Genomic DNA, 20,817 nt, shown 5'->3' with positions numbered 1-20,817 from the left:
GCCGAGGCGCTGGCCCCTCGGCCCCAAGGCTGGCAACGTGCTGTGCAGCCCCGCCCTACTTCAACCGCTCCACCAACCGCTGCCCCACCTCCAACGCCGAGGCCGGGTTCTGCCCGGTAATCAGCTCGCGGTCCACCACCACATGCCCGGTCCACGGCGTGGTGTTGCTGCTGAACGTCGCACCCGCCCGCTGCAACGCCGTCTGTGGGTAGAACTTCATCTCACCGCCGCCCAGCAGCGGCTTGGCCTGCTCTTCTTCCTGGTTGCTGATCACCGTCATCCGGTAGCCGCTGTAGATCCACTTCGGCGTGGCCGGCATCGCCCCGGCCTCCAGCTTCGCCACGAAACCACCCGCATCCGGCAGCGTGGACAGCAGCGCGATCGGCCCGTGGCAGACCAGCGCGGTGGTCTTGTTGCGCTGGTGGAAGTCGGCCAGCAGCCGGCCCAGCGCCGGGCTCTTCAGCAGGTCCTGCATCGGCGCGTGGCCACCGGGAATGTAGACCGCATCGAAACGCGCGTAGCCCTGTTGCTCAACGCGCGCCAGGCTGACCACCGGCGAGGTCAGCGCCAGTTTCTCCAGCAGATTCTTGTGCAGCGTCAGCTGCGCGGCATCGTTGCCGAAGTACGCTGGCGTCACCGAGGACGCATCCACCGTCGGCGCCCGCCCCTGCGGCGTGGCGAAGGTCACCTCGTGGCCCGCGTCCAGCAGCAGCTTGACCGGCTGCATGAGCTCGTTGAGATAGAAGCCGGTGGACAGCACCTTGCCGTCCTTCAGGTCCAGGTGGTTTTCGTCGGACAGCACCACCAGCACATTGGCGGCCTGCGCGCCGCTGGCGGCCAGGGTCAGGGCCAGCGCTGCGGCCAGCCGGGTCATCAGGTTCATGGGGTAGCTCCTATTAGGGAATGACGGCCACTTTATTCATCGCCCCAGCGGCGATAAATTGGCCCCATCGCAAAACATCTGTTCGCCGGAGAGCCAAATGAGCCGCAAGTTCGACTACCTGGGCGATGTGGAGGTGTTCCTGGCGGTGGTCGAGCACGGCTCGTTCACGGCCGGCGCGGTCGCGCTGTCCACCACGCCGTCGGTGCTGAGCCGCGCGGTCACCCGTCTGGAAGCGCGGCTGGGCCGACAGCTGCTGCAGCGGACCACCCGCCGCGTGGGCCTGACCGACGCCGGGCGGCTCTATCTGGAACAGGTGCGCACCGCCTTCAGCCTGCTGGACGACGCCGAGCGCGACGTACTGGCCCAGGACGGTGCGCTGGCCGGACGCGTGCGCCTGAGCGTGCCCACCACCTATGGCCACTACCGGCTGCCGCCCGTGCTGGCGCGCTTTGCGCAGCAGTACCCGCAGGTGCAGGTGGAACTGAACATCACCAACCGCAACGTGGACCTGGTGGCCGAAGGCTTCGACCTGGCCATCCGCCTGGGCCAGCTGCCGGACAGCGGGCTGGTGGGGCGAAAGCTGGAAGACGCACCGCTGCTGCTGGTGGCCGCGCCGGACTACCTGCAACGCTGCGGCACGCCGCAGACGCTGGACGACCTGCAGCAGCACCTGTGCCTGCCCTTTGTGATGCCGCGTACCGGGCGGCTGGCGCCGTGGATCTTCCGCGACGGCGGGCGCGATGTGGACTGGCTGCCGCGCTCGTCCATCGAGACCTCCGACGATGTGCTGGGCGTGGTGTCGCTGGCGGAACAGGGCATCGGCATCTGCCAGAGCTATGAATTCATCGTGCGCGAGCGGTTGCAGCGTGGGCAACTGGTGGAAGTGCTGCCGCAGTTGCGTGGGCGGTCGCGGCCGTTCTCGGTGATCTATGCGCCGCATCGGCGGCAGTCTGCGGCGGCAAGGGCGATGATTGAGTTGCTGGTGGGGAATGCGGCTGAGGATGGCACAGGTCGAAGCTGCAAGGCTTGATGGTGGTGTCGGGTTTGAACCGATTTTCGGGCTGTGCCGCTGCTCAGGCGCCGTTGCTTAGCGAGGCGGACTAAGAACTGTTGCAAAGAAGGCTGTCGCGCAGTTCGCTTGTGGCGTGGGCGATTGCGCCAGTTTGGTTCGCTATCAACAGAGCGGCTGCGCGAATGCGTCTCCTGGCGTCGCGTGCTGCACGAATGGTGCGTGCAACAATAGTTCTTCGCTCTCGGATTCCGCGATTCCTTCGCGAATTTCTATTGGTATTCGAAGCGGCGGCGTAAACACCATGGCGCGCCACCGACAACGGGTGGCAGCGGGCGTCCAAACCCGAGACAGATAGTTGTTTACGCTTGCCCGTCGGCACCGTCATTAACCGGTGCCGGCGGGCAATCCGTCGGCCTTTATGGCGGGCGGTGCGTGGGGGTCTTCGGACCCGCCGGTTATTGACAACTGTCTGTCCCGGTTTGGAACCCGCACCGTCCGCCACCTCTTCGCGGTGGCGCTGTTAAGCACAGCCACGGAAGCCGACGCCATGAACGAATCCGACACCTTCTCCTCATACACCGTTGTTGAACCCATCAACGACGACACTCCCCTGCCCGACCTGAACTCCCTGCTCGGCATCCTCAAGCGCATGCGTGGCTGCGAGGGGGCGGATGGTCACCCATGGCCGGAGAACGACGTGTCACCCGGCCGCCGCGTGAGCCTGGCCAGGAGTGAGCGCGCGATGGTGGGCGCGCTGACGGTGCTGGAGCTACTGCACGCCGCGGATCGCTGCCGGGTAGCTGCTGACCCGGAGCGGCATTTGGATGAAGGGGTGGTGGATGGGTTGTTTCTGGCTTGCCGGGGATTGGTTGAGTGGGCTTGTCGGGAGGTTCGGCCGGAGTGACGAACTCAAAGTTCACCAGCAACCTCGCAATACCCCCAGCCTCATCGCCCAAATACACCCCAAAACTCCCGCCGATCAGTCCCTTCTCCCTATTCCGGTAACAACTTTCGACCTTCTCCGGCCGCGCCCTGCCCGCACAGGCGCAAAGCACGTCGCACGCTGCTCAGCCCTCAAGGCTGACGCCGCCCAAACAGGGTTGACAAACACCCGCAATGGAACATACTTGCAATTACAAATCATCCAGATGGAACATTTAAATGAGTGATCCGACAAGCCCCAGCGCCGCTTCGCCTGATCTGTCCGACTCACGCTTAGAAGTGGTGGCCGGCCTCATGCTTGAAGTTCTGGCGAAGGCCGCAGAAGCTACCAGCACTGAGTTGGACTGCGCTTGGACCCGTGCCGTTCTCTCTTGGGGCTGGATCAAGAACGCGCTACTTCGCTTGGCCGGCTCTCGCACCCATGACTGGTTAACCATTCGCCACACCGGCAACGATCTCATTGTGGGCGTGGGGTCTGTGCCTGTGCGCTTCTTCATCATCGCAGATCACAGCAAGCCGTCGAAACGACGAATCTTGAGTCCGACCGAAGCTGAAGCAATCCAGCTATCCGAAATGAGCCAGAGTTCATTTGCCGGCGAAGGTTTCACCGTATCCGGGATGCCCACATTGTGGCGCTTCATCGTGGAGCGCTCCAAATCCGAAGATGATGAGAGCAAGGTCTTTTTCGTAGGCTATGACGGCTATGGGAACATCCTAGCCAAATGGCAGTTCACTGAATCGGTTCGTGCTTTCCATTCCACCGATGCCGACATCCCTCGTGCTACCGAGCTGGCTCCCATTGACCTGGATGCCATCTACGATCCGATGGAAGACCAACTGGACGCCGAGCATGACTCGGCCAATTATGAACTGCTCCCAGAAGTGCCTGCTCGAACCAATTTGAATGAACGCCCTGTTTCCTAATCGCCAGCAACCTGAGTTCAATGGCGCTCAATTGCGTACTGCTCGACACTTCTGGGGCATGACATTGCAGGAGATCGCAGACGCGATATCCACCACCCGACAGTTTGTCTCTCAGTTGGAAACTGGAAAAGCCAAGCCAGGCCGATCCGACGCCATCGTCCAAGCCTTGGCCAACGCCGTCGAAGTACATCCAGAGTTCTTGTTTCGCAGCGAGCGCCACCAAGTCCACGAGGAGCAAGCCCACTTCCGCAAGCTTGCCGCCACCAAGGCAAGTACGCGCCAAATGGTGCTGGCCAGAGGAACCATTTTTGGCCAGGTCGTTGACTTCATCACCAAACGGGTTCGGCTTCCAGAGGTGAACATCCCCGACCATTCGGACAGCAGGAGCGCCGAGCAGATTGAACGCGCTGCCGAACTCACACGGATGCATTGGGGGCTCGGACTCGGTCCGATTGCTCACATGGTTCGGGTAGTCGAGCGCGCTGGGATCGTTGTTGCATTCTTCAATGAAGCCTCCGCGCAGGTGGATGCTCTTTCGATTGCCTCGAGGCGGCCGATCATCGTTCGAAACGATGCGAAGAAGAGCCCCTTCAGGCAGCGATTTGACATTGCTCACGAGCTAGGCCACTTGATTCTCCATGAGGGGCAGGTGACCGGCGACCGAAAGACTGAAGCAGAGGCAAATCGCTTTGCGTCTGCATTCCTTCTGCCTAGATCGACTTTTGCAAAAGCCTTTCCCAGAAAGGGAACACGCTTGGACTGGGCTGGCATCCGGCAACTTAAGCTGACCTTTGGTACGAGCAAGGCTGCGATCCTTTACCGTGCTCGTTCCTTGGATCTTATCGACGAAAATCAGTATCGCAGTGCGATCATCACCTTGAAAAACCGGGGGGAAGCAATTGAAGAGGCGGAGGATGGGCTGGTCGCGAACGAACTCAGTGAACTCATCCCCAAGTCGCTGGACGTATTGCGAAATGCTCATGGGATTAGCTTCGCGGATCTGGCCCAAGCTCTTTTAATCTCTCCCGATTTCCTCAAACAGATCGTGACGCGCCCCAACGAAGAATTGGAGTCAAGAAGACCTGCCTTTGGGGTCGTACATTGACTTCCTCTGCTGCCTTCCGGGTTAACTCAGCAAGCGCCAGAATTGCACAGGTTAATCAAGAATCAGTCTGACTGCTCGAAGAGCGCCCGTCACCCAAAGGATTCAATCACCGTGTTTCAGGAACCGTCCTTGCCGCCAAGTAAATCTGAGCTGCCCTCTAGGCACAGCGGCTGAGCAGGCTGTTGCGGTACGGTGCAAACTAGGAGTTTTTTGAACCCAGGATCTCCACACTGATCGCCTGCTGTCGAGAGAAGCCGACTTGCAAACTCACAGGTTGTGTGGCTTACGCTAGCTACAGGAGTTGAGGCAGGGAGCGCATTGTCCAATGCGCTCCCTGCCAGTGTGGAAAGTTCGCCTTATCGACGAATCTTGAGTCCCAGTTGCACAATCTGCTGAGGAAGGAGCTCATGGCTACCTAGCAGACCTTGTATGTTTGCGGCCTCCCCAAGAAAGAGTGGCCCTTGGCCCACGACCGTGACCACGAGGCCCCTAAGTTTCGAAATGATGGAAAGTACTGCATCAAGATCAAGTACTCGCACGCGCTCCGGAAAATCCTCAGCCCTGTCAGCGGTCGCAATATCACTCCCAATCAGCGGATAGATTTCCGCCAGACCTGGATTATGCTCTCGAACCCATGACTCACTGAGCACAATCTGACCAGCGTCATCTTTCCAAAGCTTGGATGTTTTATCACTTTTCATCTCCAAGCAAATAGCCCTGTCACCGAAAATCCAGAGATTGTCTGGGCCACGCCCATACTCCTTATCAGGCCGAGATGAGTCCGCCCCAAGACATACACCGAGCTCCTGCATTGCGGCCTCCACAATTCCGGGACTATTGCTGTACTTCACCGACTCCCGCAGAGCATCTAAAAAGACCACCGCACCATTCCTGTCGGCAAAGCCCTTCAGCCACTCAGACAACCTCTCAGCCTGACTAGAAATTCTACGGACTGCGACCGTCGGCATCACTGGAGGACGCGACAGGTTACAGTTGTCAGCATAGACAGAGCTCTGCAAAGCCAATGCAGCGGTCTTATCTATCTTGTAGAGAAGCTTCGAGGCAGCTTGCTTTACAATTCCACGTCTAAACTTATCAGCACCCAGCAGATTCGCAGCAATTCTCAACTCCTGCGCGCCACCAGCGTAATCCATCGCTGCTGCGAGATCAGCCGCTCTTCTTTCGCTCGTCGCGACTTCTCTGCGAAGCCGAGCTTCACTAACTATTTCATGCTCCGTTTCTGCACGACTTGACATTCGCGACTCGTAATACCCTCTCCATTCGGCATTTCTTGATAGAAGCTGCGATACCGTCGACACAACTCCAGCAGCCCTGTCTGATTCAAGAGAGATAGCCTGAGAAATCTCCCTGCCAATGTCAATCTGCCGGACAGTAGCAGGAGAGAAGCTATTTAGAACGACCTTCCTTGATACGAAAGTCGCCAAATCCGCTCCAGAGAGAATAACCGCACAGTAATCTGAGTTGGAACGAACCGCGCGCCCGAGACCCTGTTCGACTCTGTTAGCAACTTTACCACGCATTCCAACTACCCCCCCAGCATTCTCTGCATCAAGGAGATCAATCAAACTGTCCCCAGAAGGTAGACCATCAATCACAAGCAGTCTGCAAGCAGAGTCAGGCAGATCTATTCCGTCGTATCTGTTTACAAAAACTACAAACGTTCCTTTTGCAGTCGCCTTAAGACGAGCGACAGAACTGCTGAACTCATCCCTGAGGCCCATCGTTGCGCCGCCATCAGTCCAGAATTTCGCAGCGGCTTCTGACGAAACAAGGACCACGACATTAGCGTCGCGCAGAATTGCCCTTGCCACTTCCAACACCGCCTCTCTGTCAAATTCTGGATCGATAAGTGTTGGTACCAGCACCATTCTCTCACCAACAGGCACCTCCCCTTCCACTTCAATGGGATTTGCAGCCGCATTCGCATCACAGGAGAGCTCTCGGATAAGAGAAGCGCCATCATGCACAGAAGCGGACATAAAAAGGCGATGTTTTGCCTTCGTATAGTGATCAATAAACCCGGTGACTGGGGGATCGAGTGAAATTGCGGCTGCCTCTCCCGAAATCACGATGCGTGAAAGGCCAACCTCCCTAGACAAGTATGGCCACGCGAATAGGAGAGGCGACTCGGAACTATGCTTCTGAAGGACCGCTCGAATGGAGGCTTCGTTCTCCGAAATTATCCAGTGTGGAACCTCTAACAGCCCATCAGGGTCATTATACTCAATCCTCGTCCAATTGGCGGGCTCGAGGATCTTCAGAGAATCCTCCAAAAGCTCGATCAGCTCGGCACGACATTCTGAAGAAAGCTCAGCACTAAATGACTTGCGAAGCGACTCAATTCCTGCATGAACGTCATCAAGGACGATCGCGCAAGGTATTAATCGCACATCAGACCTGGCGAACGTTGACTTCCCATTGAAAAACTTGTCATAAGTGCACACCATGACCGCCGTGCACTTAACCGCCGCATCAGGCGGGTAGCTTACGTTAGCCGGCCAGCTGACGACAGGTACGCCAATGCGTTCTCCTTCCTCTATAACCTGCTCAGCGAGCTGGAGAGTGGGTACGAGAAAGACAACTGGCTCGCAGTAATCATCCATTTTTTGCTTCAAATAGATGAGACCGGTCGTAGTCTTACCGCCACCCGTGGTTAGCTTTAGGACAAGATCCCTCTCATCTATCCTTGCGTCAATCTTCTTGAAGAGCTCCACCTGAGACGACCTGAGCTCCACATGAGATACCTTCCGATCCAGCCTGGAGAACGTCTCAATTAGCGATTTTGATTTACCTTTCGCTGGAGATCTATTTAAGACAGAGAAGTCAACCATAACACCCCCTGATAGTTAAAACGTAAGATCCAGTTACCTTAAAGATCTCAGTCAAACCCACCACACGATAGCCTGAGGAATGCCACAAGCCAATGTCAGCTGCCAAGGAAGTCGCCCTCCCTAAACGCATAGGCAGCCAAACCACCGCAAATCCTCCAGGAGCCTTGCCCGTTATTGTATCGCCCCACGACTTAGTGGCGACAAGCGTGAATGATTGCACTGGGAGGCGGACGATCAGCAAATGACTAGTGCCACCTCATATTTCCAAGTTAGCGCACTCCGCAACTAACGACCCTTATCATAAGGTCGAGTACGCGCCCTCCCCAGCATTACAATTAAGCGAGGAAGGCCAAATCTTGTCTACTGAGAGACAAAAAAGGGCGCCTCTCGGCGCCCTCGTTCTTTCAACTCATTCCCACTCAATAGTAGCCGGCGGCTTCCCCGAAATGTCATAAACCACCCGCGACACCCCCCGCAACTCATTGATGATCCGGTTGCTCACCGTCCCCAGGAACTCATACGGCAGATGCGCCCAATGCGCGGTCATGAAATCAATCGTCTCCACCGCCCGCAGCGCAATCACCCACTCATAAGCGCGCGCATCACCCACCACGCCCACCGACTTCACCGGCAGGAACACGGCAAACGCCTGGCTGGTCTTGTCGTACAGGTCCGCCTTGCGCAGCTCATCGATGAAGATGGCATCGGCCTTGGCCAGCAGCTCGGCGTATTCGCGCTTCACTTCGCCCAGGATACGCACGCCCAGGCCCGGGCCCGGGAACGGATGGCGGTAGACCATGGTGCGCGGCAGGCCCAGCTCGACGCCCAGGCGGCGCACTTCGTCCTTGAACAGCTCGCGCAGCGGCTCCACCAGGCCCAGCTTCATGTGTTCCGGCAGGCCGCCCACGTTGTGGTGGCTCTTGATCACATGCGCCTTGCCGGTCTTGCTGCCGGCCGACTCGATCACGTCCGGGTAGATGGTGCCCTGCGCCAGCCACTTGGCGTTCTTCAGCTTGTTCGACTCTTCGTCGAAGATCTCAACGAACAGGTTGCCGATGATCTTGCGCTTGGCTTCCGGGTCGCTCACGCCTTCCAGCGCGGCGAAGTAACGGTCGGCGGCGTTCACACGAACGACCTTTACGCCCATGTGCTCGGCGAACATCGCCATCACCTGGTCGCCTTCCTGCCAGCGCAGCAGGCCGGTATCCACGAACACGCAGGTCAGCTTCTCGCCGATGGCCTTGTGCAGCAGCGCAGCCACCACGGACGAGTCGACGCCGCCGGACAGGCCCAGGATCACTTCGTCATCGCCCACCTGTTCGCGCACGCGGGCGATCTGGTCGTCGATGATGTTGGCGGCGGTCCACAGGGTCTGGCAGCCGCACACATCCACCACGAAGCGGCGCAGCAGCGCCTGGCCCTGCAGGGTGTGGGTCACTTCCGGGTGGAACTGCACGCCGTACCAGCGCTTTTCTTCGTTGGCCATGGCGGCCACCGGAATGCGGTCGGTGGTGGCGGTGATGGTGAAGCCCGGTGGCGCAACGGAGACGTGGTCGCCGTGGCTCATCCAGACATTCAGCTTTGGCTCGCCGCCGTGGTCGCTCAGGCCCTTGAACAGTGCATCCGGGTTGATCACGTTCACTTCGGCGTGGCCGAACTCGCGCTGGTCCGCCGCTTCGGTGGCACCGCCCAGCTGCGCGGCCAGGGTCTGCATGCCGTAGCAGATGCCGAAGATCGGCAGGCCGCTGTCGAACACTTCCTGCGGCGCGGCCGGTGCACCCGGCAGCGTGGTCGATTCCGGGCCACCGGACAGGATGATGCCCTTGGCGCCGAACGCGGCGATCTCGGCCGGGTTGTGGTCCCACGCCCAGATTTCGCAGTAGACGCCCAGCTCACGGATGCGGCGGGCGATCAGCTGCGTGTACTGCGCGCCGAAATCGAGGATGAGGATCTTGTCGTTATGGATGTTGGTCATGGTGCCGTTCCAGTGGTGTTTTTCGCAGCGCCCGGCGCTTCTAGGCTCTGCGTCAGCGTGGCGATGAACGCCTCGCGTTGTTGAATATGTGAGGGGTCTTCCTCGTCCCAGCGCAGCATCAGCAGGCCGTGCGGTGCGTTGGGGTTGGCGCGGTCGGCGCGCGGCAGCTCGGCGATTTCCTGCACTTCGGTGCCGGGCACGATGCGCCGTTGCAGCGCGGCCATCGAGAAGCCCGACTCCGCAGCGCCCCAGGACGCCCATTGCACGCTCATCCGTGCGGGCTCCAGCGCGCCCAGTACCGGCGTCAGCACCGGATCATCCGGCCCGTGCAGCAGCTCGGTTATGCACTGCAGCGTGACCTGCAGCGGACGCTCGCCGGTGCCTTTCAGCAGCCAGCGCTGTTCGCCAGCGGCCTGCATCTGCCAGCCCTCCGGCAGCGAAAACGCGTTCTGGCACGCCTGCACGTCCTGCAATTGCGAAACCGCCGCGCCCGGAGACCCGGAGCGCGGCGGCGGTTCGGACAACGAACAGCCTGCCATCAGCAGGCTGCCCGTGATCGCAAGAGCAGTTCGCAAGCGCATCAGGCGCGGTAGTTCGGCGGCTCTTTGGTGATGGTCACGTCATGGACGTGGCTCTCACGCTGGCCGGCGCCGCTGATCTTCACGAACTTGGGCTTGCTGCGCATGTCTTCGATGGTGGCGCAGCCCACGTAGCCCATGGTGGCGCGCAGGCCGCCCATCAGCTGGTGGATGATGCCGCCCACCGGGCCGCGGTACGGCACGCGGCCTTCGATGCCTTCCGGCACCAGCTTGTCGGCGGTGGCGGCGTCCTGGAAGTAGCGGTCCTTCGACCCCTTTTCCATGGCAGCCAGCGAACCCATGCCGCGGTAGCTCTTGTACGAACGGCCCTGGTACAGCTCGGTCTCGCCCGGCGATTCCTCGGTACCAGCCAGCAGGCCACCGACCATGATGGTCGAGGCACCGGCGGCCAGCGCCTTGCCGATGTCGCCCGAGTAGCGGATGCCACCGTCGGCGATCAGCGGGATGCGGTCCTGCAGGGCTTCGGCCACCAGATCAATAGCGGTGACCTGCGGCACGCCGACGCCGGCGACGACGCGGGTGGTGCAGATCGAGCCCGGGCCGATGCCGACCTTCACTGCGTCCGCGCCGCTGTCCAGCAGCGCCAGTGCCGCTTCGCCGGTGCAGATGTTGCCGCCGATGACCTGCACGTTCGGGAAGTTCTTCTTGACCCAGCTGACGCGGTCCAGCACGCCCTGCGAGTGGCCGTGCGCGGTATCGACCACGATCACGTCCACGCCGGCGGCGACCAGCGCTTCCACGCGGCGATCGGTATCGCCACCCACGCCGACGGCAGCGCCGACCAGCAGGCGGGTCGACAGATCCTTGGCAGCGTTCGGGAAGTCGGTGTTCTTCTGGATGTCCTTGACGGTGATCAGGCCACGCAGTTCGAACGAATCATTGACCACCAGCACCTTCTCGATGCGGTTGCGGTGCAGCAGCTGCAGCACTTCGTCAGACGCGGCGCCTTCCTTGACCGTGATCAGGCGATCCTTCTTGGTCATGATGTGGCGGACCGGATCGTCCAGCTCGGTCTCGAAGCGCATGTCGCGGTGGGTCACGATGCCGGCCAGCTGGCCGTCGCTGCCCACCACCGGCACGCCGGAGATGTTGTGCGCCTGGGTCAGGGCCAGCACGTCGCGGATGGTGGTTTCCGGGCCGACGGTGATCGGGTCGCGGATGACACCGGCCTCGAACTTCTTGACCTTGGCCACTTCCGCGGCCTGCTGTTCCAGGCTGAGATTCTTGTGGATGATGCCCATGCCGCCGAGCTGGGCCATGGCGATGGCCAGGCGGGCTTCGGTGACGGTGTCCATCGCGGCAGACAGGATCGGAAGCTTCAGCTTCAGGTCTCGGGTCAACCGCGTTTCGAGGTTGACGTCCTTGGGCAGGATGGTCGAGTGGGCGGGGACGAGCGAGACGTCGTCATAAGTGAGTGCTTCAGCCTGGATGCGCAGCATCGGCATACCCGAGATGTGGGGAAGCGCGACATTTTACCCCTTTTCAGGGGCCAAGAACAGCATTTTGGGTAGCCAGAATTGGAACTTCGCGCGACACAGTGTCGCACCCGCTCACCTGTAGAGCCGAGCCCACGCTCGGCTGCTTTCCGCCAGACCGCGATGAGCCGAGCATGGGCTCGGCTCTACAGGAGGCCCGAGGCCCGGCGACGCCTTTGGTTCGGCCTGCCCCGGCATTGTGCCGACCAACGGTCGGCTCCCACCCCCAAAAGGTCAGCTCAGCGCTTCCGCCGCTTCCAGGGTGTTCTGCATCAGCGTAGCCACGGTCATCGGGCCCACGCCACCCGGCACCGGGGTGATCCAGCTGGCCCGCTGGGCGGCCGCCTCAAACCCGACGTCGCCCACCAGGCGGCCGTCATCCAACCGGTTGATACCGACGTCGATCACCACCGCGCCCGGCTTCACCCACTCTCCCGGCACGATGCCCGGGCGACCGACCGCCACCACCAGGATGTCGGCGTTGCGCACGGCCTGTTCCAGCACGTCCTTGGGGGTGAACTTGTGGCAGCTGGTCACGGTGCAGCCGGCGATCAGCAGCTCCAGGCCCATCGGCCGGCCGACATGGTTGCTCACGCCCACGATGGTGGCGTTGCGGCCGCGCACCGGCTGGTCGGTGTGGCCCAGCAGCGTGGTGATGCCACGCGGGGTGCACGGGCGCAGGCCGAACTCGCGCAGGGCCAGGTGGCCGACGTTTTCCGGGTGGAAGCCGTCCACGTCCTTGCGCGGGTCGATGCGCTGGATCAGCCGGCGCGCGTCGGGGATCCCCGGCAGCGGCAGCTGGATCAGGATGCCGTGGATCTTCGGGTCAGCATTGAGCTGGTCGATCAGCTCGAGCAGCTCGGCTTCAGTGGTGCCGGCCGGCAAGTCGTAGTCATGTGCTTCGATGCCGACCTTCTCGGCGGCACGACGCTTGTTGCGCACGTACACGGTCGAGGCCGGATCGCCCCCCACCAGCACCACGGCCAGGCCCGGGCGGCTGCCGCCGGCGGCCACGCGGGCGTCGACGCGCACCTTCAGGCTGTCGAGCAGGTCCTCGGCGATGCGGCGGCCATCAAGGATGCGGGCAGGATGCTGGGGGGCAGAATCGGTCATCGGGGGCAGGCGTGGGACGGCGGGGACGCTATTGTCCCTGATTCAGGCCCCCTCGCCCACCGCCACGGCACCGATCCGCCCGCCCTTGTAGAGCCGAGCCTACGCTCGGCTCACGCGCGCAGCGCGGCTTTTTCGCAACCCGGCCGAAGAGCAGCCGAGCATGGGCTCGGCTCTGCAGCCGACCGACCCGCCCTTGTAGAGCCGAGCCTACGCTCGGCTCACGCGCGCAGCGCGGCTTTTTCGCAACCCGGCCGAAGAGCAGCCGAGCATGGGCTCGGCTCTACAACCGTCCGACCCGCCCTTGTAGAGCCGAGCCTACGCTCGGCTCACGCGCGCAGCGCGGCTTTTTCGCAACCTGACCGAAGAGCAGCCGAGCATGGGCTCGGCTCTACAACCGTCCGACCCGCCCTTGTAGAGCCAAGCCTACGCTCGGCTCACGCGCGCAGCGCGGCTTTTTCGCAACCTGACCGAAGAGCAGCCGAGCATGGGCTCGGCTCTACAACCGTCCGACCCGCCCTTGTAGAGCCGAGCCAACGCTCGGCTCACGCGCGCAGCGCGGCTTTATCGCAACCCGGCCGAAGAGCAAGCCGAGCATGGGCTCGGCTCTACTCTTCCTCTTCCGGCACATCCTGCGGGTTCAGTGTCTTGCTCTCCCGCTTCGGCGCGGTGAACGGCGTCGGCGTCGGCACGCCCTGCGGGCTGTTGCCATAGATCATCCGCGCGCCGGCATTCAAACCACCACCAGCAATTTCCAACTCGAAACGCTCGGCATCGCGGCGCCGGATCTGCTCGGCAATCTCCACCGCGTCATCCTCATCCGCACCCAGTTCCACCAGCGCGGCCTGGCCAAACAGCACCGCCGATTCAAACGTCTCGCGGATCTGGAAATCGACACCGGCATGGATCAACCGCAGCGAATGCTCGCGGTCGAACGAGCGCACCATCAGCTTGGCCTGCGGGAACTCGTGCGACACCAGTTCGACGATGCGGTCGGCGGCCTCGGCCTTGTCCACGCACACCGCAATCGCACGCGCGGTCGCCGCGCCCGAGGCATGCAGCACGTCCAGTCGCGTACCGTCGCCGTAGTAGATCTTGAAACCGAAGCGCGCCGCGCTCTGGATCATCTCCACATCGTTGTCGATGATGGTCACGTCCACGTCGCGCGCCAGCAGCGACTGGCTGGCAACCTGGCCAAAGCGGCCGAAGCCGATCAGCAGCACGCTGCCGGACAGGCCCTCGGCCTCGTCCACGCCGTCCATGTTCACCGTCGGCTTCGGTGCGATGCGCTTGTAGACCAGCACTACCAGCGGGGTCAGCGCCATCGACAGCACCACCACGGCGGTGAAGTTGGCATTGATCTCCAGGTTGATCACGCCGGCTGAGGCGGCAGCGGAGAACAGCACGAAGGCGAACTCGCCGCCCTGCGCCATCAGCACGCCGCGGTCCAGCGCCTGCGCGTGGTCGCTGCCCATGATGCGCGCGACCACGTAGATGCACAGCGCCTTGGCCGCCATCAACGCCAGCACCAGGCCGAGGATCAGCTGCCAATTGCCAGCCACCACGCCCAGGTCCAGCGCCATGCCGACGCTGAGGAAGAACAAGCCGAGCAGGATGCCGCGGAACGGTTCGATGTCCGCTTCGATCTGGTGGCGGAAGGTCGATTCGCTCAGCAGCACGCCGGCCAGGAACGCGCCCATCGCCATCGACAGGCCGGACAGCTGCATCAGCAGCGCCGCGCCCAGCACCACCAGCAGCGCGGCGGCGGTCATCACCTCGCGCGCCTTCGATTCGGCCAGTACGCGGAACAACGGGTTGAGCAGGAAGCGGCCGACCAGCACCAGGCCGACGATGGCACCGACGCCGATCGCCACCGACAGCCAGCGCGAACCCTCGCCATCGGCACTGCCCGCGCCCGGCGCCATCCAGGCCACCAGCGCCAGCAACGGGACGATCAGCAGGTCTTCGAACAGCAGGATGGAGACGATCTTCTGCCCCGACGGCAGCGCGATGTCACCGCGCTCGGCCAGCAGCTGCATCACCACCGCAGTGGAGGTGAGCACGAAGCCGGTGGCGCCGATGAAGGCCACCTGCCACGGCAGGCCGAACAGCTTGGCGATGCTGGTCAGCACCAGCGCACAGGTGACGATCTGCAGCGTGCCCAGCCCGAAGATCTCCTTACGCAGGCTCCACAGGTGCGAGGGCCGCATTTCAAGGCCGATCACGAACAGGAACATCACCACACCGAGTTCGGCGGTATGCAGGATCGCCTGCGGGTCGGAGAACCAGCCCAGCCCGAACGGTCCGATCGCCAGGCCAGCGGCGAAGTAGCCCAGCACCGAGCCCAGGCCGGCCCGGCGGAACAAAGGCACCATCACCACCGCCGCGCCCAACAGGGCGACGACCTTGACCAGCTCGCTGGTCGCTGCTTCTACCGCCATGCGGTGTTTTCCCCAAGATCCAGAATCGGGTTCAACAATAGAGCAATGCCGATGTCGGCAATAGCACGCATGTTGCGCCGGATTGTCTTGGCGATGGAACGATGCAGGGAGTGACCCCCAACATCATCCCGAAACCATGCACGTGCGTCGGTGGGTGCCAACCTTGGTTGGCACAATCCGAAACCACAACCTGTAGAGCCGAGCCTACGCTCGGCTGCTCTTCGTGCCGAGGCCAGAAGCAGCCGAGCATGGGCTCGGCTCCACAGTAGATCCACGCCACGCGTGGAAGACGCACAGCCGCCGCGCCCCGTAGATCCACGCCATGCGTGGATGATGCCCCGGCCGGGTTCAACCACCTCGGCAGAACGCGGCGTAATCGATATACCCCGGGAACGGCACACCCGGCGCACATACCGGGCAATGCGGGTCCGGCCGGATGCCGGTCTCGCGGAAGCGCATGCCCAGCGCGTCGAAGCGCAGCAGGCGGCCGACCAGCGGCTCGCCGATGCCCAGCAGCAGCTTCAGCACCTCGGTGGCCTGCAGCACCCCGGCCAGGCCGGGCAGCACACCCAGCACACCGGCCTCGGAACAGTTCGGCGCAAACTCCGGCGGCGGCGGCTCCGGGAACAAACAGCGGTAGCACGGCGCCACGCCTCGCTGACGGCCGGCATCAAACACGCTTACCTGGCCGTCAAAGCGCTCGATGGCGGCGTAGACCAGGGGCTTGGCGTGCTTGATGCAGGCGTCGTTGAGCAGGTAGCGCAGCGGGAAGTTGTCCGAGCCATCCAGCACCACGTCCACGCCCTCGAGCAGCGCATCCACGTTCTCAGAGGTCACCCGCTCCGGCACCGCCTCGACCGCGATCGACGGATTCAACGCCAGCAGCCGCTCGCGCGCGGAATCGACCTTGAGCTGGCCGACGCTGGCTTCGGTATGCACGATCTGCCGGTGCAGGTTGCTGCGCTCCACGCGGTCGTGGTCGGCGAAGCGCAGGTGCCCTACCCCGGCGGCGGCCAGATAGAAGCCGGCCGGCGCACCCAAGCCGCCCGCGCCCAGCACTAGCACGCGCGACTGCTGCAGCCGGCGCTGGCCGACCTCGCCCACCTGCGGCAGCAGCAGGTGGCGCGAATAACGATCAAAGAAGTCGCGATCGGCGGCACTGGCCAACGGCTGCACCAGTGGCAGCGACTGCTCGCGCCAGGCCACGGTGCCGCCCGTCACGGAAGCGACGCGGGTGTAGCCGGCCTCCAGCAGGAACTGCACGGCATCGGCCGAGCGCTTGCCGCTCTGGCAGATCAGCAGGATCTCCTGGTCGCGCCGCGACAGATGCGCGGCCGGGTCGGCCTGCAGCTCGCCCTTGGCCACGCCGCGCGCGCCCTCGGCCATCCCGCCGGCCCGTTCGTGCGCCTCGCGCACATCGATCAGCACGGCGCCGTGGGCCAGGCGCTCGCACGCCTGCGCGGGGGAAAGCTCTTGGATGCTCATGGCCGCATTATCGCGCAGACACCTTCGCCGCGCCTTGCCCCGAACATGGCACCATGCGGGCGTTGCCCCCTGCATCCCGGAACCGCTGCATGCGCTCTGCCACCGAATTCTGGCGTGACCCGCGCATGCCCTTCGTCGAAAGCCGGCGGGCCTGCGACAGCCGCGCCTGCCATCGCCCGCACAGCCATGACACCTTCTCGATCGGCGCCGTGGACGCCGGCAGCAGCCTGTTCACCGGTGCCGTGGAGGGACCGCGCCTGCTGCAGCCTGGCAGCCTGGTCGGCGTACCTGCAGGCCGCGTGCACGCCTGCAACCCCCTGCCCGGCCAGGTCTGGAGCTACCAGATGCTGCATCTGGACGCGCGCTGGATGGCCGAGGTCCGCAACGAGTATGACGACCTGCCCGAACCCGACTGGCAGCAGGAACCGATCCGGATTTCCAACCATCGCGCGCGCTACCAACAGTACTGCCAGCTCAACCGGACGCTGTTCTCCGACGATCCGGTCAGCGTCAAGGAAGCTGCCCTGATCGCGTTCGTCGGCGATCTGGATGAACACGATGGTGTAGCCGTCACCGGCCCGCCCGAAGATGCCGCATTACAGCAGCGGCTGCAGCCGGTGATGGACATTCTGCGCCAGCGGCTCGAACACACCCCGGCCCTGCAGGAGCTGGCATCGCTGGCAGGCATGAGCCGCTACCAGCTGATCCGCGCCTTCCGGCGTGCCACGGGCCTGACCCCTCACGCCTGGCAGATCGACCAGCGCATCCAGGAGGCCCGGCGGCGGCTGTGCGAAGGGCAGGCCCTGGCCGTGGTCGCCCATGCATTGGGGTTCGCCGACCAGAGCCATTTCCAGCGGGTCTTCAAGGCCCACGCCGGTGCGACCCCGGGCCAGTACCGGCGCTGAGCCTGCAATAACGTTCAATACCATCGCGCGGCGCATCCCCACACTGGCGCCCCCGCCAGCCGCCGCCGGACCCGATGGAACAGTTCCTGGTCATCGCCACCGTACATTTTCTCGCCCTGCTCTCACCCGGCCCCGACTTCTTCCTTGTTGCGCGCACTGCGATCACCTCTGGCTGGCGCACCGCCAGTGGCGCCTGCGCAGGCATCGCCCTCGGAAATGGCGTCTTCATCGTGGCCGCCTTCACCGGAATGGCCATGCTGCGCGTAGGTAGCGCAGGGTTCATTGCGGTGCAGTTGGCGGGCTGCGGGTTCCTGCTGTACCTCGGCACGCTGTTCCTGCGCCATGCGGGTTCGACGACGCTGCAGGCATCTGACGCTGCCGCCGGATCGCGAGCGGACGGTGCCCACGGATGGTGGAAGGCGGCAGGGCTGGGCGCCCTGTCTGCGCTGCTGAACCCGAAGAATGCGCTGTTCTACGCAACGTTGGCGGCAATGCTCAACGGTCCGCAGGCCAGCACCGCAACGAAGTTCTTCTATGGCGCGTGGATGTTCGGCATCGTCCTGCTATGGGATCTGCTGGTAGCCGCGCTGGTCGGCCACCCGTGGGTGCTGGGCCGATTCGCACGCGCCCTGCCCTGGCTGGAGCGCGCCGCAGGGCTCCTGATGATTGCGCTGGCGCTATGGATCGTCGTGTCGCTGTGGGTGGGCTGATACCGGCGATTCGCGCCTGTCGCAATAGCGTTCAATACGGCGCGTCCGCACCAGCCCACACTCGGCACTTTCTGTAGGTCGGTGGCAGGTTTACGTGCAGCAGTTCTTCATCGTCGCGGTGCTGTACGGCTTCGCCATGCTCCTGCCTGCTTCCAATCACGCGAAGATCCTGCGCACCGCAATGGGCGCGGGCGGGCACGCCGCCATGGCCGCGTCGTTCGGTATCGCCATCGGTACGGGCGTCATCTGCGCCATGGCTTTCGTTGCAGCGGCCATGCTGGGAAACCGCGGCCTGTGGACGCTGGCGATGCAGTGCACGGGCTGCCTCCTGCTGTTGCGCCTGGCGGGCATGTGCCTGCGCGATGCCGGGCTGACCACCCTCTCTCCGCTTTCCCTGCAGATGCCCTGGCCTGAGGGCCCGCTCCCGTTGGCCGCACGCCGAGGCTGGATGCCTGTTGGCGCTCGCCAGCACCAGCAACTGGATGCTGCAGTTCGCGGTGGCTGCCCTGCTTACCGGCCTCGTTGCCGACACTGGCACCAAGGCCGCTTACGTGGCCGGCCTGAGCGGCGTCGCGCTGTCGCTCGGCCTGCTGATGGCATGGCTCGGCGGCCATCTGCGCTGGGCACGGAGGTATTGCCGACTCCTTCCGTGGCTGGAGCATGCCGCAGGCCTGGTGACCGGGGCGGTGTCGGTGGCGTACCTGGCAGGAGCATTGGGTACCACCCTGGTCTGGGCAAGCATCACGGGGCAGGCGCGGCTGCCGGAATCGATGATGGCCGCACCCCGCAGCATCCCATGCGCCTTGCCACATTGCCGCGCACGTCGCGGCGGTCGCCCAGATCGAGATCTGTAGAGCCGAGCCCATGCTCGGCTGACGCACGCAGCGCGCCTCGTCAATCCGCGAAAAGCAGCCGAGCATGGGCTCGGCTCTACAGACCGGTTCGCCGCAACGAAAAAGGCGGCCCTGCAGCCGCCTTCCCGTGAATCACTTGCCCTTGACGTGCTTCATCAAGCGCCGCTTGGCCTTGACCTGCCGTTCGGTGAGGACGTTCTTCTTGCCCTCGTACGGGTTGGTCCCCTCGCGGAAGATGAAGCTCACCGGCGTGCCGATCAGCTTGAAGCGCTTGCGGAAGAAGTTCTCCAGGTAGCGCTTGTACGACTCCTGCAGCTCCTTCAGGCGCGTGCCGTGCACGATGAAGGTCGGCGGGTTGGAACCGGCCGGGTGCACGTAGCGCAGCTTGGAGACATGGCCGCGGATGGTCGGCGGCGGGTTGGTCTCGTAGGCCACTTCCAGCGCCTTGTTCACTTCGCTGGTGGTGAAGGTCTTGTTCGCCGATTCGTGCGCACGATGCACCGCGCGGAACAGCTCGCGCAGGCCCGAGCCGTGCTTGGCCGAGATGCGCACCGATTCGGCCCACGGCACGAAGCCCAGCTTCAGCGACAGCATGGTTTCGGCCTGCTCGCGCTGGTACTCGGTCAGGCCATCCCACTTGTTGATGGCGATCACCAGCGCGCGGCCGGCGTCGAGCACCGCACCGAGCACGGTGGCGTCCTGGTCGGTCACGCCTTCGGTGGCGTCCAGCATCAGCACGGCCACCTGGCACTGTTCGATCGACTGCATGGTCTTGACCACCGAGAACTTCTCGACGACCTCGTCCACGCGCGAACGACGGCGCAGGCCGGCGGTGTCGATCAGGCGGTACTCACGGCCGTCGCGCTCCAGGTCCACCGCGATCGAGTCGCGGGTGGTACCCGGCACGTCGGAGGCGATCATGCGCTCCTCGCCGAGGATGCGATTGACCAGGGTCGACTTGCCCACGTTCGGGCGGCCGACGAAGGCGATGCGGATGCGGTTCGGGTCGTTGTCCAGCTCTTCGCCGCTGCCTTCTTCCGGCAGGCGCTGGATCACTTCGTCCAGCAGGTCGTCCAGGCCCTGGCGATGCGCGGCCGAGACGGTCAGCATCTCGCCGAAGCCGTAACGGGCGAACTCGGAACGCACGCTGTCCTCGTCGGTGCCGTCGATCTTGTTGATCAGCAGCAGCGTCGGGCGCGACAGCTTGCGCAGCCAGGCCAGGATCTCGTCGTCGAGCGCCGAGGTGCCCTCGCGCGCGTCGACGACGAACAGGATCAGGTCGGCTTCGGCCGCGGCCGCACGGGCCTGGCGCGTGGTGGCGCCGGCCAGGCCTTCGTCTTCCCCGGCGATACCGCCGGTATCCACGACGAGGAAATGGTTGTCCTCGTCGAGGCGGCAGACACCGTAGTTGCGGTCGCGGGTGACGCCAGGCTGGTCATGGACCAGCGCGTCACGGGTGCGCGTAAGCGCATTGAAAATAGTCGACTTGCCGACATTCGGCCGTCCAACCAGGGCGACCAGAGGCAGCATCGCGATTACTCCAAT

General features: G+C 63.4%; 17 protein-coding genes. 7 read left to right on the top strand and 10 right to left on the bottom strand.

Going from position 1 to position 20,817, the window contains the following annotated elements; translation table 11 throughout:
- Window positions 1-55: 55 nt before the first annotated feature.
- Window positions 56-883, bottom strand: coding sequence for a type 1 glutamine amidotransferase domain-containing protein (locus ACZ75I_RS08395; RefSeq protein ID WP_472958954.1), 828 nt, complete (start codon window positions 881-883; stop codon window positions 56-58).
- Window positions 884-980: 97 nt separating this feature from the next.
- Here ACZ75I_RS08395 and ACZ75I_RS08390 point away from each other — a divergent pair, with 97 nt between their 5' ends.
- The 4 genes from ACZ75I_RS08390 to ACZ75I_RS08375 all read left to right on the top strand — a co-directional run bounded on the left by ACZ75I_RS08390 (window position 981) and on the right by ACZ75I_RS08375 (window position 4,866).
- Window positions 981-1,913: a LysR family transcriptional regulator gene (locus ACZ75I_RS08390; protein ID WP_472958953.1), complete on the top strand. Its 933-nt coding sequence runs from the start codon at window positions 981-983 to the stop codon at window positions 1,911-1,913.
- Between the two features lie 529 nt (window positions 1,914-2,442).
- A complete protein-coding gene (locus ACZ75I_RS08385; RefSeq protein WP_136639449.1) occupies window positions 2,443-2,799 on the top strand; it encodes a hypothetical protein in 357 nt (118 codons plus the stop codon).
- Between the two features lie 257 nt (window positions 2,800-3,056).
- A complete protein-coding gene (locus ACZ75I_RS08380) occupies window positions 3,057-3,761 on the top strand; it encodes a hypothetical protein (protein ID WP_154582349.1) in 705 nt (234 codons plus the stop codon).
- Window positions 3,742-4,866 (top strand): helix-turn-helix domain-containing protein, encoded by a 1,125-nt coding sequence (locus ACZ75I_RS08375; RefSeq protein ID WP_472958952.1) that lies wholly within the window; start codon window positions 3,742-3,744, stop codon window positions 4,864-4,866. The genes ACZ75I_RS08380 and ACZ75I_RS08375 overlap by 20 nt, the downstream gene beginning before the upstream one ends.
- 356 nt (window positions 4,867-5,222) lie before the next feature.
- On the opposite strand, the gene ACZ75I_RS08370 is transcribed toward ACZ75I_RS08375, so the two are convergent.
- The 7 genes from ACZ75I_RS08370 to moeB all read right to left on the bottom strand — a co-directional run bounded on the left by ACZ75I_RS08370 (window position 5,223) and on the right by moeB (window position 16,803).
- A complete protein-coding gene (locus ACZ75I_RS08370; RefSeq protein ID WP_472958951.1) occupies window positions 5,223-7,718 on the bottom strand; it encodes a DEAD/DEAH box helicase family protein in 2,496 nt (831 codons plus the stop codon).
- A 409-nt stretch (window positions 7,719-8,127) separates the two neighbouring features.
- A complete protein-coding gene (gene guaA / locus ACZ75I_RS08365; protein ID WP_005413109.1) occupies window positions 8,128-9,693 on the bottom strand; it encodes a glutamine-hydrolyzing GMP synthase in 1,566 nt (521 codons plus the stop codon).
- Window positions 9,690-10,166: a hypothetical protein gene (locus tag ACZ75I_RS08360; RefSeq protein WP_472959050.1), complete on the bottom strand. Its 477-nt coding sequence runs from the start codon at window positions 10,164-10,166 to the stop codon at window positions 9,690-9,692. The genes guaA and ACZ75I_RS08360 overlap by 4 nt, the downstream gene beginning before the upstream one ends.
- A gap of 107 nt (window positions 10,167-10,273) precedes the next feature.
- Window positions 10,274-11,731, bottom strand: a complete 1,458-nt coding sequence (gene guaB, locus ACZ75I_RS08355; protein ID WP_005416248.1) for an IMP dehydrogenase — start codon at window positions 11,729-11,731, stop codon at window positions 10,274-10,276.
- Between the two features lie 270 nt (window positions 11,732-12,001).
- Window positions 12,002-12,880, bottom strand: a complete 879-nt coding sequence (gene folD / locus ACZ75I_RS08350) for a bifunctional methylenetetrahydrofolate dehydrogenase/methenyltetrahydrofolate cyclohydrolase FolD (protein ID WP_180868502.1) — start codon at window positions 12,878-12,880, stop codon at window positions 12,002-12,004.
- 605 nt (window positions 12,881-13,485) lie between these two features.
- Window positions 13,486-15,318 (bottom strand): monovalent cation:proton antiporter-2 (CPA2) family protein, encoded by a 1,833-nt coding sequence (locus tag ACZ75I_RS08345; protein ID WP_472958950.1) that lies wholly within the window; start codon window positions 15,316-15,318, stop codon window positions 13,486-13,488.
- Window positions 15,319-15,666: 348 nt separating this feature from the next.
- Entirely contained in the window at window positions 15,667-16,803 is a 1,137-nt protein-coding gene (moeB, locus tag ACZ75I_RS08340) for a molybdopterin-synthase adenylyltransferase MoeB (protein ID WP_472958949.1), read from the bottom strand.
- An 89-nt stretch (window positions 16,804-16,892) separates the two neighbouring features.
- Here moeB and ACZ75I_RS08335 point away from each other — a divergent pair, with 89 nt between their 5' ends.
- Both ACZ75I_RS08335 and ACZ75I_RS08330 read left to right on the top strand, forming a co-directional pair.
- Complete coding sequence (locus ACZ75I_RS08335; protein WP_346476465.1) at window positions 16,893-17,708, top strand: AraC family transcriptional regulator; 816 nt, start codon at window positions 16,893-16,895, stop codon at window positions 17,706-17,708.
- Between the two features lie 74 nt (window positions 17,709-17,782).
- The gene (locus ACZ75I_RS08330; RefSeq protein WP_472958948.1) at window positions 17,783-18,418 is read left to right on the top strand and encodes a LysE family translocator; all 636 of its coding nucleotides are present in this window, start codon (window positions 17,783-17,785) and stop codon (window positions 18,416-18,418) included.
- A 31-nt stretch (window positions 18,419-18,449) separates the two neighbouring features.
- Here the strand turns inward: ACZ75I_RS08330 and ACZ75I_RS08325 are convergent, their stop codons facing one another.
- Complete coding sequence (locus tag ACZ75I_RS08325) at window positions 18,450-18,896, bottom strand: hypothetical protein (protein ID WP_472958947.1); 447 nt, start codon at window positions 18,894-18,896, stop codon at window positions 18,450-18,452.
- Window positions 18,897-18,900: 4 nt separating this feature from the next.
- Between ACZ75I_RS08325 and ACZ75I_RS08320 the strand changes: the two genes are divergently transcribed.
- Window positions 18,901-19,272 carry a hypothetical protein gene (locus ACZ75I_RS08320; protein WP_472958946.1) on the top strand — a complete coding sequence of 124 codons (372 nt, stop codon included), beginning with the start codon at window positions 18,901-18,903 and terminating at the stop codon, window positions 19,270-19,272.
- Window positions 19,273-19,404: 132 nt separating this feature from the next.
- Here ACZ75I_RS08320 and der read toward each other — a convergent pair whose 3' ends face one another.
- Window positions 19,405-20,802 carry a ribosome biogenesis GTPase Der gene (der, locus tag ACZ75I_RS08315; protein WP_005413118.1) on the bottom strand — a complete coding sequence of 466 codons (1,398 nt, stop codon included), beginning with the start codon at window positions 20,800-20,802 and terminating at the stop codon, window positions 19,405-19,407.
- Between the last annotated feature and the right edge of the window lie 15 nt (window positions 20,803-20,817).

The sequence above is a fragment of the Stenotrophomonas sp. X genome (assembly GCF_055721025.1).
This window is presented reverse-complemented; position numbering and strand designations above follow the sequence as displayed.